At 69.3% G+C, this 12,231-nt stretch carries 8 protein-coding genes; 3 read left to right on the top strand and 5 right to left on the bottom strand.

Annotated elements, in window-relative coordinates; all coding sequences use genetic code 11:
- The first annotated feature begins 23 nt into the window (after window positions 1-23).
- A complete protein-coding gene (locus ACQBAS_RS05285) occupies window positions 24-1,553 on the top strand; it encodes a helix-turn-helix domain-containing protein (protein ID WP_427385341.1) in 1,530 nt (509 codons plus the stop codon).
- An 86-nt stretch (window positions 1,554-1,639) separates the two neighbouring features.
- Here ACQBAS_RS05285 and dxs read toward each other — a convergent pair whose 3' ends face one another.
- From dxs to ACQBAS_RS05270, 3 genes are all read right to left on the bottom strand, one after another.
- The gene (gene dxs, locus ACQBAS_RS05280) at window positions 1,640-3,499 is read right to left on the bottom strand and encodes a 1-deoxy-D-xylulose-5-phosphate synthase (RefSeq protein ID WP_427385340.1); all 1,860 of its coding nucleotides are present in this window, start codon (window positions 3,497-3,499) and stop codon (window positions 1,640-1,642) included.
- Between the two features lie 45 nt (window positions 3,500-3,544).
- Window positions 3,545-3,946 carry a hypothetical protein gene (locus ACQBAS_RS05275; RefSeq protein WP_427385339.1) on the bottom strand — a complete coding sequence of 134 codons (402 nt, stop codon included), beginning with the start codon at window positions 3,944-3,946 and terminating at the stop codon, window positions 3,545-3,547.
- Between the two features lie 89 nt (window positions 3,947-4,035).
- Window positions 4,036-6,831, bottom strand: a complete 2,796-nt coding sequence (locus tag ACQBAS_RS05270) for an aconitate hydratase (RefSeq protein WP_427385338.1) — start codon at window positions 6,829-6,831, stop codon at window positions 4,036-4,038.
- Window positions 6,832-7,269: 438 nt separating this feature from the next.
- On the opposite strand from ACQBAS_RS05270, the gene ACQBAS_RS05265 reads away from it, so the two are divergent.
- Together ACQBAS_RS05265 and ACQBAS_RS05260 are read left to right on the top strand one after the other, a co-directional pair.
- A complete protein-coding gene (locus tag ACQBAS_RS05265) occupies window positions 7,270-8,463 on the top strand; it encodes a TRAFAC clade GTPase domain-containing protein (protein ID WP_427385337.1) in 1,194 nt (397 codons plus the stop codon).
- Window positions 8,460-8,840: a hypothetical protein gene (locus tag ACQBAS_RS05260; protein ID WP_427385336.1), complete on the top strand. Its 381-nt coding sequence runs from the start codon at window positions 8,460-8,462 to the stop codon at window positions 8,838-8,840. The genes ACQBAS_RS05265 and ACQBAS_RS05260 overlap by 4 nt, the downstream gene beginning before the upstream one ends.
- A gap of 87 nt (window positions 8,841-8,927) precedes the next feature.
- Here the strand turns inward: ACQBAS_RS05260 and ACQBAS_RS05255 are convergent, their stop codons facing one another.
- Window positions 8,928-10,169, bottom strand: a complete 1,242-nt coding sequence (locus tag ACQBAS_RS05255; protein WP_427385335.1) for a class I SAM-dependent RNA methyltransferase — start codon at window positions 10,167-10,169, stop codon at window positions 8,928-8,930.
- Window positions 10,166-12,184, bottom strand: coding sequence for an APC family permease (locus ACQBAS_RS05250; protein WP_427385334.1), 2,019 nt, complete (start codon window positions 12,182-12,184; stop codon window positions 10,166-10,168). Before ACQBAS_RS05250 ends, ACQBAS_RS05255 begins: the two co-directional genes overlap by 4 nt.
- Window positions 12,185-12,231: the final 47 nt, after the last annotated feature.

The raw sequence follows: 12,231 nt of genomic DNA, 5'->3' as shown, positions 1-12,231 counted from the left end.
CATATATGAGTTAGGATCCATCCATGAGTACCGACTATCTGGTCCGCATCGGCGGCCTCATCCGTGACGCCCGTCGACACAAGGGCATGAGCCAGCAGGATCTCGCCGAGATCCTCGGCACGAGCCAGGGCGCCGTCACGCGCATCGAGGCCGGCAAGCAGAACCTCAGCCTCGAAATGCTCGCCCGCATCGGCGAGGCCCTCGACAGCGAGTTCGTCTCCGTCGGCTCCTCCCAGCCGCTCAACCTGCGCATCGAGGGCGGCAAGAAGCTCTCCGGCGAGATCGACGTCAAGACGTCGAAGAACGCCGCCGTCGCCCTCCTCTGCGCCTCCCTGCTCAACAAGGGCCGCACGACCCTGCGCAGCCTCGCGCGCATCGAGGAGGTCAACCGCATCCTCGAGGTCCTCCACTCGATCGGCGTCAAGACGACCTGGCTGCCCGGCACGAGCGACCTCGAGATCGTCCCGCCCGCGCGCCTCGACCTCGACTCGATCGACATCGAGGCCGCGCGCCGCACGCGCACCGTCATCATGTTCCTCGGCCCGCTGCTGCACGAGACGGACGCCTTCCGCCTCCCCTACGCCGGTGGTTGCGACCTCGGCACGCGCACGGTCGAGCCGCACCTGGCCTCGCTGCGCTACTTCGGCCTCGACGTCGAGGCCACCCACGGCTTCTACGAGGCCCGCGTCCAGGACGGCGTCGCCCCCGAGCGCGCCATCGTCCTCACCGAGCGCGGTGACACCGTCACGGAAAACATCCTCCTCGCGGCAGCCCGCTACGCCGGCACGACGACGATCCGCAACGCCTCCCCGAACTACATGGTCCAGGACCTGTGCTTCTTCCTCCAGGAGCTCGGCGTCGAGGTCGAGGGCATCGGCACGACGACCCTGACCGTGCGCGGCGTCGCCGACATCAACAAGGACGTCGAGTACTCGCCGTCCGAGGACCCGATCGAGGCCATGTCGCTCATCGCGGCGGCCGTCGTCACCGAGTCGGAGATCACGATCAAGCGCGCCCCGATCGAGTTCCTCGAGATCGAGCTCGCGACCCTCGACGGCATGGGCATGAAGTACGACCTGTCGCCGGAGTACACCTCCGCGAACGGGCGCACCCGCCTCGTCGACATCCGCACGATCCCCGGTCCCCTGCGGGCGCCGATCGACAAGATCCACCCGCTCCCCTTCCCCGGGCTCAACATCGACAACCTGCCGTTCTTCGCGCTGATCGCCGCCTGCGCCGAGGGCCAGACGATGATCCACGACTGGGTCTACGAGAACCGGGCGATCTACCTGACCGAGCTGACGAAGGTCGGCGCGCGCGTGCAGTTGCTCGACCCGCACCGCGTTCTCATCGACGGCCCCACCCGCTGGCGCGCCGCCGAGGTCATGTGCCCGCCCGCGCTGCGCCCCGGCGTCGTCGTGCTGCTCGCGATGCTGGCCGCGCCCGGCACCTCGGTGCTGCGCAACGTCTACGTCATCAACCGCGGCTACGAGGACCTGGCCACGCGCCTCAACGCCCTCGGCGCCACGGTGGAGACCTTCCGCGACATCTGATCGCACTGCTCTCCACGCACGAAGGGGGCCCGGACCGCATCAGCGGTCCGGGCCCCCTTCGTCGTGGTGTCAGTTGACGCGGCGACTCAGTCGGTCAGCGCCTTGACGATGGCGTCCGGGGTGAGGCCCACCGACTCGAGGATCTGACCGCGGGTCGCGTGGTCGATGAACTGCTTCGGCAGGCCGAAGCGGTGGACGCGCACGTCGATCGTGGCGTCGTCGATTGCCTGGGTCACCTGGCTGCCGACGCCGCCCGCGAGCCCGTTGTCCTCGAGGGTGACGACCCGCCCCGCCGTGCGGGCCATGTCGACGAGCGCCGGGTTCACCGGGAGCGCCCATCGCGGATCGACGACACGCACGGACTCCCCCTTCGCCTCGAGTTGCTCGGCGACCGCCAGCGCGGTCGGTGCCATCGCGCCGATCGCGACGAGGAGGGTGTCGACCTTGTCGTCCGTGCCGCTCTCCCGGAGCACGTCCATCCCGGCCACCTCACGCAGCGCGGGCAGGAGGGCAGCGGCGCTCCCCTTCGGGAAGCGGATGACGCTCGGGGCGTCGGCGATGTCGACGGCCTCGCGCAGGGCGCGGCGGATCTGCTGGCCGTCGCGGGGCGCGGCCAGGTGGAGCCCGGGCACAAGACCGGCGAGGCTCATGTCCCACATGCCGTGGTGCGAGGCGCCGTCGGGGCCGGTGATGCCGGAGCGGTCGAGGACGAAGGTGACCCCGGCCCGGTGCAGCGCGCAGTCCATGAGCAGCTGGTCGAAGGCGCGGTTGAGGAAGGTCGCGTAGATCGCGACGACCGGGTGCAGGCCGCCGAAGGCGAGGCCCGCGGCCATCGTCGCCGCGTGCTGCTCGGCGATGCCGACGTCGAAGATCCGGCCGGGGTAGGCCTCGGCGAAGGGGTGCAGCCCGACGGGCATCATCATCGCCGCGGTGAGGGCCACGATGTCGTCCCGCTCCGCGCCGAGGGCGACCATCTCGTCGCTGAACTCGTCCGTCCACGAGCGGCCCGCGATCTCCAGCGGCAGGCCCGTCTCCGGGTTGATCTTCCCGACGGCGTGGAACTGGTCGGCGACGTCGTTGTAGGCGTGGCTGTAGCCGCGCCCCTTCTGGGTGATGACGTGCACGATGACCGGGCCGCCGAAGGACTTGGCCCGACGGAGCGCCTGCTCGACGGCGGGCTCGTCGTGACCGTCGACGGGGCCGAGGTACTTGATGCCGAGGTCCTCGAACATGCCCTGCGGCGCGACGAAGTCCTTGATCCCCTTCTTGGCCGAGTGCATCGCGGCGTAGACCGGCCGTCCCACGAGCGGCGTCGCCGTGAGCTTGTGCTTGCCCCAGTCGAGGACCTGCTCATAGCTGCGCTTCGTCCGCAGCATCGCCAGGTGGTCGGACAGGCCACCGATCGTCGGCGAGTACGACCGCTCGTTGTCGTTGACGACGATCACCAGCGGCAGGGTCTTGTCCGCGGCGATGTTGTTGAGCGCCTCCCACGCCATCCCGCCCGTCAGCGCCCCGTCGCCGATGACGGCGACCGTGTGGGCGTCATCGCCGCGCAGGCGTCGCGCGGTGGCGATCCCCTCGGCCCACGACAGCGAGGTCGAGGCGTGCGAGTTCTCCACGACGTCGTGGGCGGACTCGCCGCGGCTGGGGTAGCCGGAGATCCCCTCGCGGGTGCGCAGGGCGGCGAAGTCCTGCCGGCCGGTGAGCAGCTTGTGCACGTAGGACTGGTGCCCGGTGTCGAAGACGACGGCCTCGCGCGGGGAGTCGAAGACGCGGTGGATCGCGATCGTCAGCTCGACGACGCCGAGGTTGGGGCCCAGGTGTCCGCCGGTCCGGGAGACCTCGGCGACGAGGAAGTCGCGGATGTCCTGAGCCAGCACCTCGAGGCGCTCGGGCGTGAGCTCGGCAAGATCCTGCGGGCCGCCGATGTGCTCCAACTCCGACACGTGGAGTCCTTCCTGACCGTGGATGAGATGACGAGTCTAAGTGCGTCACAGTCGCGGTATGTAGCGGCCACCGCGCAGCGCCTGCGCCACGAGCCCGGCGCCGCGACGCGCGGCGCGCAGGCGCAGACCCTCCCGCTCGAGACAGACGAGCACCTCGGCCACCGCGTCCTGCGGGATGACGTCGGCGAGGTCGACCCGCGCCTCCCGGTACGCCTGGCGCATGGCGACGAGTTGCGCGTCGAGGTGGCGCTCCGCGACCCACGCGAGGACCCCGGGGTGCCGACGCCAGGCGGCATAGGCGCGATAGTCCGGCGGGCAGTGATCGAGCAACCAGGCGAGGGCGGCGCGCTCCCAGCCCGCGGCGCCGGGTGGCGGCACGCGGGCGGGCCATCCCGGCGGGCCGACGGCCGGGCGGTCCATCGCCGGCCGCTCTCGTTGTTCGAACACATGTTCGATTCTACGGCCTCGTGGGACCCCTTCGACACACCAGCGGCCGCCCGGATCAACCGGGCGGCCGCTGGTCAGTGACGGGCTGGTCAGCCGTTGATCAGGCTGCGCAGCACGTACTGGAGGATGCCGTCGTTGCGGTAGTAGTCCGCCTCGCCGGGGGTGTCGATGCGGACGTCGGCCTCGAACTCGACGACCTCGCCGCCCTCCTTCGTCGCCGTGACCGTGACGGTGCGCGGGATCGTGCCCTCGTTGAGGGCGGTGACCCCGGAGACCGCGAAGGTCTCGGTGCCGTCGAGGCCGAGGCTCTCGGCGTTCTGGCCGGCCGGGTACTGCAGCGGGAGGACGCCCATGCCGATCAGGTTGCTGCGGTGGATGCGCTCGTAGGACTCGGCCACGACGGCCTTGACGCCGAGGAGGCGCGTGCCCTTGGCCGCCCAGTCGCGCGAGCTGCCCGAGCCGTACTCCTTGCCCGCGAGGATGACGAGCGGGACGCCCGCCTCCTGGTAGGCGGCCGACGCGTCGTAGATCGTCGTCTGCTCGCCACCGGCGAGGAAGTTGCGCGTGAAGCCGCCCTCGACGCCGTCGAGCAGGAGGTTCTTGAGACGGATGTTGGCGAAGGTGCCGCGGATCATGACCTCGTGGTTGCCACGGCGCGAGCCGTAGGAGTTGAAGTCGCGACGCTCGACGCCGTGCTCGGCGAGGTACTTGCCCGCCGGGCTGTCCGCCTTGATCGAACCGGCCGGGCTGATGTGGTCGGTCGTGACCGAGTCACCCAGCTTGGCCAGCACGCGGGCGCCGGAGATGTCGGTGACCGGGGTCGTCTCCATCTTCATGCCCTCGAAGTACGGGGGCTTGCGGACGTAGGTGGACTCGGGCTCCCACTCGAAGGTCTTGCCCTCCGGGGTCGGCAGGGACTGCCAGCGCTCGTCACCGGCGAAGACGTCGGCGTAGTCGCTGGTGAACATCTCCTTGCTGATGGACTCGGTGATGGTGCGCTCGACGTCGGCGGGCGCGGGCCAGATGTCCTTGAGGAAGACGTCGTTGCCGTCGGTGTCCTGGCCGAGGGGCTCGACGTCGAAGTCGAAGTCCATCGTGCCGGCGAGGGCGTAGGCGATGACGAGCGGCGGCGACGCGAGGTAGTTCATCTTCACGTCGGGGTTGATCCGGCCCTCGAAGTTGCGGTTGCCCGAGAGCACCGAGGTGACGGCGAGGTCGTTCTCGTTGATCGCGGCGCTGATCTCGTCGCTGAGCGGACCCGAGTTGCCGATGCAGGTCGTGCAGCCGTAGCCGACGAGGTGGAAGCCGAGCTTCTCGAGGTAGGGCCAGACGCCCGCCTTCTCGTAGTAGTCGGTGACGACCTTGGAGCCGGGCGCCATGGAGGTCTTGACCCACGGCTTGGACGTGAGGCCCTTCTCGACGGCGTTCCGGGCGAGCATCGCGGCGGCCATCATGACCGACGGGTTCGACGTGTTGGTGCACGACGTGATCGAGGCGATGGAGACGATGCCGTGGTCGATCTCGAACTCGGTGCCCTCGGCGGTCTTGACGAGGACCTTCTTGTTCGGTCGGCCGGAGGCCTGGCCCTCGTCGGCGGGCTTGCTGCCGCCGTTCGTGCCCTCGCTGGAGCCCTGCGGGGTCGGGTCGCTGGCGGGGAAGGAGGAACCCTCACCGGCGTCGCCCTCGTGGTGCGCGACGTAGGTCGGGAGCACCTTGCGGAAGGCCTCCTTGGCGTCGGCGAGGACGATGCGGTCCTGCGGGCGCTTCGGGCCGGCGATGGAGGGGACGACCGTGGAGAGGTCGAGCTCGAGGTACTCGCTGTAGCGGGCCTCGCGGCTCGGGTCGTGCCAGAGGCCCTGCTCCTTGGCGTAGGCCTCGACGAGCGCGACGGACTCGTCGGAGCGACCCGTCAGGCGCAGGTACTCGAGCGTGACGTCGTCGATCGGGAAGATCGCGCAGGTGGAGCCGAACTCGGGGCTCATGTTGCCGATGGTGGCGCGGTTGGCGAGCGGCACGGAGGCGACACCGTCGCCGTAGAACTCGACGAACTTGCCGACGACGCCGTGGTTGCGCAGCTGCTCGGTGATCGTCAGGACGACGTCCGTGGCGGTCGCGCCGGCCGGGATCGATCCGGAGAGCTTGAAGCCGACGACGCGCGGGATGAGCATCGAGACGGGCTGGCCGAGCATGGCCGCCTCGGCCTCGATGCCGCCGACGCCCCAGCCGAGCACGCCGAGGCCGTTGACCATCGTCGTGTGCGAGTCGGTGCCGACGCAGGAGTCGGGGTAGGCGACCAGGGCGCCGTCGATCTCACGGGTCATGACCGTGCGCGCGAGGTGCTCGATGTTGACCTGGTGGACGATGCCGGTGCCCGGCGGGACGACCTTGAAGTCGTCGAAGGCGGTCTGGCCCCAACGGAGGAACTTGTAGCGCTCGCTGTTGCGCTCGTACTCGATCTCGACGTTGCGCTCGAAGGCGTCGGCGCGGCCGGCGACGTCGATGATGACCGAGTGGTCGATGACGAGCTCGGCAGGCGAGAGCGGGTTGATCTTGGCCGGGTCGCCACCGAGCTCGGCGACGGCCTCACGCATGGTGGCGAGGTCGACGACACAGGGCACGCCGGTGAAGTCCTGCATGATCACGCGCGCCGGCGTGAACTGGATCTCGGTGTCGGGGTTCGCCTTCTCGTCCCAGGAGCCCAGCGCCCGGATGTGGTCGGCGGTGATGTTGGCGCCGTCCTCGGTGCGCAGGAGGTTCTCCAGCAGCACCTTGAGGCTGTAGGGCAGCGTCTCGCTGCCCTCCACGGCCCCCAGACGGTAGATCTCGTAGGACTTCTCGCCGACGGTCAGTTCTCCGTGGGCATTGAAGGTGTTCGCGCTGGCCACAGCCGACTCCTTGCTCGTTGTCGATGATGCTCGTGTCGATTTATCTTGACGTCAAGATATCTAACCACACGCGCCCCGTCGAGAGGTGTCCGGGGCTCGGGACCACCCTCTCGCATCCCGGCGCGGCAGGCCAGAGGCCTCCGGTCTGGACCATCGGTGCGAGCGCCGCCGTCCGGGGTCGGCGTACGGATGGGCCGAGACCGTCACGGACGGCGTCACGATCACGCGCCCTCGACGGTCAGTCCCGCATCACCGTCGAGGCGGGCAGCGCCGGCGAGGGCAACGGCGGTGACCACGCCGACTGGGCGGACGCCCAGGTCACCTGCTGACGAAGCGCGCCCGCAGGATCCCGTTGCGACTCGCAACTGTCGGACGAATCGAAAGTCGCCCACCTGTTTCGGCCGACCGCTGTCCGCCCTCTGGGATACGTTTCGCGTCATGGCAATGTATCCGCGGATCAGGCAACAGAACATCGCAGTGTTTGGCGAGTCGGGATCGGGGAAGACCGTCCTGGTGTCATCGTTCTACGGCCCCACTCAGGTGGGGTCCGACACGAACGACCTGTGGCATCTGGTTGCCGACAAGACCGGCCAGGGGAATCGACTCCTCCAGAACTACCTCGGCATGCGAGACAGCGCCACGACCCCCATGCCGACTCGCTTCACAAACACCACTTACGACTTCTCGGTGAAGCTCAAGACTGGCGAGGGCGAGGAGGCAAAGAAGCGGCCCTTCGACGAACTGCGCCTCGCGTGGCACGACTACCCCGGCGAGTGGTTTGAGGAGGATCCCAGCAGTGACGAGGAACACCTGCGTCGAATCGACACCTTCAAGACCCTCCTCAGCTCCGATGTTGCGCTGCTTCTCGTGGACGGACAGAAACTCCTCGACAACCGCGGCGAGGAGGAGCGATACCTCAAGTCCTTGCTGGGCAACTTCCGGCAAAACCTCGTCCGCCTCAAGGACGACCTTCTCGGGGACGACGGACCGCTGACCGAATTTCCTCGGATCTGGATCCTGTCGCTGTCGAAGGCGGACCTGTTCCCTGATTGGGACGTCAACACCTTTCGCGAGCTCGTCATTCTCAAGGCATCCGAAGACATTGAGCGTCTGCGCTCGACGCTCGCGGAACTGGTTGTCGCACCCGAGGCCCTATCGATCGGCGAGGACTTCATGCTGCTCTCGTCGGCCAAGTTCGAACTCCAGCCCAGCAACGGGGAGCCCGCGCGCATCGACCTGACTCAGCGGGTCGGACTTGACCTGGTGCTGCCTATTGCCTCCCTCTTGCCACTCGAGCGCCGAGTCCTGTGGGAGGAGCGCATGACGCTCCCTCGGAAGGTGGTCGACACGCTCGCCGACGGTGCCGACGTGATCGCAGCGGCCTTGACCGGTACCAAGTTCGCGCGCGTTGAGAAACTTCTGCGGAGGGTGGCGAAGTCCTCCCAGCAAGCCGACCTTGTGGCCAAGGTCCTCCCACTCCTCGCTGATGCGATAGAGGTTGTCGGTCCGAAGCTCCAGGAAATGAACGAGCAGGCACGATCGGAACACCAGTACTTGCGCGCCATGGTCACCCAATTCAAGATCGATCTCGAATCCGGGGTGGCTGAAAAGGTCCTCAGGAAGCAGAAGTGACCCGTGTGGCAGCCTCGCGCGCCAACCTCATCTGGGCAACTCGTGGGCGTTCGTGGGGCTTTCGATTCCTGCTCGACGCCGGCCTGAGCGATCCTTTGGACGAGTACGAAAGGGTCTTTGCCGAGCTCGCGGACGAGACGGTCGCCTGGCGGCGCACAGACCGCAGCGTCGCTGTTCGGTTCCTCGACCCGAATGACCGGCGCGATTCAGCGGGACGAATCATCCCGCACGAGTTCGTCGTCCTGGGCGACGGAGCCGAACTGATCGGCTCCGTCGAAGACGGGAAAGAACACCTCTGGCCACTGGTCGAGTCGGCCTTCCAACAGGTGTGGGATGCGGAAACGGCGCCATCGCCCGCTGACCTGCACTTCGAGTGACGTCCGGCGCCTGCCTACTGAATCCGACGTCGCTCCGCCTGCTCTCCGCCGAACCACTCAACCCAGCTGCGGGGGCAAGGGGACAGGTCAGGCGACCGGAGGGTCGAACGTCGCGAGGCACTCCATGTGGTGCGTCATCGGGAAGGCGTCGAGGACGCGCAGCGTGCGCAGCGTCCATCCGTGGTGCAGGAAGCGGGCCGTGTCCCGGGCCAGGGCCGCGGGGTCGCACGCGACGTAGACGACGGCGCGCGGTGTCAGGGCGACGACGGCGTCGACGACGGCCTTGCCCGCACCCGAGCGGGGCGGGTCGAGGACGACGACGTCCGCGGTGACGCCCTGGCGCACGAGCGGCCTCAGGGCCGCGTCGACCCGACCCCGCCGGACCTCGACCTGCGGTCGACCGGCGAGATTCCGGCGGGCGGCCTCCGTCGCCGACCGGTCCCCTTCGATGGCCAGGACCGCACCATCCGCCCCGACCCGGTCGGCGAGCGCGGCCGCGAAGAGGCCCACACCGCTGTAGAGGTCGACGGCGCGCTCCCCCGGCTGCGGGTCAAGCTCGGCGAGGACGTGCTCGACGAAGGTGGCCGCCGCCGCGGGATGCACCTGCCAGAAGCCGCGGGCCGCGACCTCGAAGGTCTCCTCCCAGTCCCCCACGACGACCCGCTCGCGCACGGGCGGAGCACCCTTCTCCCCGGTCGGCACCGGGACGAGGACCGCCTCGCCTGCCCCCGCCCCACCGGAGGGCGCAATGACGTCGACGGCGCGCTCCCCCAGCCACGCCCGCTCGAGGACCCCGCTGTCGTTGACGGCGTCGACGGCGATGAGGCAGCGGTCGACGGGCACCACGTCATGGCTGCGGTGCGCGCGCAGGCCGGGGCGGCCAGCGTCGTCGACGGCAAACTCGACGCGCGTGCGCCAGCCCGGACCGCCCGGCCCGACAGGCAACTCCTCGACCACGGGGGTCACCTCGAGGCGAGCCAGTCGCGCGAACTGCTCGGTGACGACGGCCGCCTTCAGCGCCCGCTGGTGCGCCGGGGTGACGTGTTGGAAGTCGCAGCCGCCGCAGCCGCCCGGGTGCGCGAACCGGCACGGCGGCGTCACCCGGTGCTCGCTGGCTCGCAGCACCTCGACCGCGTCACCGCGCAGGAAGGAGTCGCCCGGGCCGCCGTCGGTGATCCGCACCCGCACGCGTTCACCGGGCAGGGCGTGCCGGATGAAGATGACCCGGCCCTCGTGCCGCCCGACGACGTGCCCGCCGTGGGCGACCTTCTGCGCCTCCACGTCGACGACCGTGCCGACGGCGAGGTCGTCGGCGCCCGGGGTGCTCATTCGCCCCGCCGGACGGAGCCGGCCGCCTCGCCGCCGTAGAGCCGCTCCTCCTGGCCGTCGGCCGAGTGCAGCTGCCACGGCACGCTGGCGACCATGACGCCCGGCGTGAAGAGCAGGCGACCCTTGAGGCGCAGGGCGCTCTGGTTGTGCAGGACCTGCTCGTACCAGCGCCCGAGCACGTACTCGGGGATGTAGACGACGACGACGTCGCGGGGGCTGCCGCGGCGGATCGACTTCACGTACTGCACGATCGGGCGCGTGACCTCGCGATAGGGCGAGTCGAGGGCCTTGAGCGGCACGGGGATGTCGAGGCGGTCCCAGTCGGCCTGCAGCGCCTCCGTCTCCTCGGGATCGACCGAGACCGTCACGGCCTCGAGTCGCGACGGCCGCGTGGCCCGTGCGTAGGCCAGCGCCCGCAGGGTCGGCTTGTGCACCTTCGAGACGAGCACGATGGCGTGCACTCGGGACGGCAGCAGCTGGCTCTCGACGTCGTCGTCATCGACCTTCAGCTCGTCCCGCACCCGGGCGTAGTGCTTGCTGATGCCGAGCATGAGGACGTAGAGCACGGCCATGGCGGCCACCGCGTAGCCGGCGCCGTGCAGGAACTTCGTGATGAGGACGACGACGAGCACCGTGCCGGACATGAGGGCGCCGACGAAGTTGATGGCGCGGCTGCGCTGCATCCGGCCGCGTTCCTCGGCGTCGCGCTCGACGGCGAGGTGCCGGTTCCAGTGACGGAGCATGCCGATCTGGCTCACCGTGAACGAGACGAAGACGCCGACGATGTAGAGCTGGATGAGCTTCGTGACCTCGGCGTCGTAGAGGACGATGAGGACGGCGGCCACACCGGCGAGGATCATGATCCCGTTGGAGAAGGCGAGCCGGTCGCCGCGGGTGTGCAGCTGGCGCGGCAGGTATCCGTCGCGCGCGAGGATCGAGGCGAGGACCGGGAAGCCGTTGAAGGCCGTGTTGGCGGCGAGCACGAGGATCAGGCCGGTCACGATCGACACCAGGACGATCGCCGGGTTGAAGCCCTCGAAGACGGCGCTCGCCACCTGCCCCATGACGGTGTGCTGCTCGTAGGCCTCCCCCACGGGCACGCCGTTGCGCTGCAGTTGGGTGGCCGGGTCCTCGGCATAGACGATGCCGGTCCACCGGGCCAGCATGATCATCGACAGCAGCATGGTGATGGAGATGAGCCCCATCATCAGGAGGGTCGTGGCCGCGTTGCGGCTCTTCGGCTTCTGGAAGGCGGGCACACCGTTGGAGATCGCCTCGACACCGGTGAGCGCGGCACAGCCCGAGGAGAAGGCGCGCAGCAGCAGAAAGACCATCGCGATCCCGCCGAGCTGCTCGTAGCCCGGCTCCGGGGCCAACGTCAGCCCGGCGCTCTCGGCCTGCGGCAGTCCGCCGGTGAGCTGGCGTGCCAGTCCGACGACCGCGAGCGCGAAGATGGCGGCCATGAAGGCGTAGACCGGGATCGCGAAGGCGCGGCCGGACTCGCGCACCCCGCGCAGGTTCATCGCCGTCAGGAGCAGGACGAGGATCACCGCGACGGTCGCCTCGTGCCCCCGCACGAAGGCGAGCGCCGTCCCGGCGTTCTGCACACCGGAGGAGATCGACACCGCGACGGTCAGGACGTAGTCGACGAGCAGGGCGCTCGCGACGGTCAGCCCCGCCTTCGGCCCCAGGTTGACGCTGGCGACCTCGTAGTCGCCACCGCCCGAGGGGTAGGCGTGGACGTTCTGCCGATAGGACGCGACGACGACGAGCATGACGGCGACGACGGCCAGGCCGATCTGCCACGAGTGCGTCATCGCCATGGCCCCACCCGCCATGCCCAGGGTCAGGAGGATCTCGTCGGGCGCGTAGGCCACGGACGAGAGCGCATCGGAGGCGAAGACGGGCAGGGCGAGGCGCTTGGGGAGATGGGTCTCCCCAAGGCGGTCGCTGCGCATGGCACGACCGACGAGGATGCGTTTGATGGAACGACCTGCGGGCACGGCGACAACCATAGGCCCCGTGGCTCGCGACCCGCTCCCCCGCGCCCGTGTACCGTCGG

Origin of the sequence: Janibacter zhaoxuefangae, assembly GCF_050271985.1 — a bacterium.
GTDB lineage: Bacteria > Actinomycetota > Actinomycetes > Actinomycetales > Dermatophilaceae.
This window is presented reverse-complemented; position numbering and strand designations above follow the sequence as displayed.

Coding starts and splice junctions, on each gene's coding strand:
- ACQBAS_RS05250 (WP_427385334.1), bottom strand. CDS start 12,184: ATGGTTGTCGCCGTGCCCGCAGGTCGTTCCATCAAACGCATCCTCGTC.
- ACQBAS_RS05265 (WP_427385337.1), top strand. CDS start 7,270: ATGGCAATGTATCCGCGGATCAGGCAACAGAACATCGCAGTGTTTGGC.
- ACQBAS_RS05285 (WP_427385341.1), top strand. CDS start 24: ATGAGTACCGACTATCTGGTCCGCATCGGCGGCCTCATCCGTGACGCC.
- ACQBAS_RS05255 (WP_427385335.1), bottom strand. CDS start 10,169: ATGAGCACCCCGGGCGCCGACGACCTCGCCGTCGGCACGGTCGTCGAC.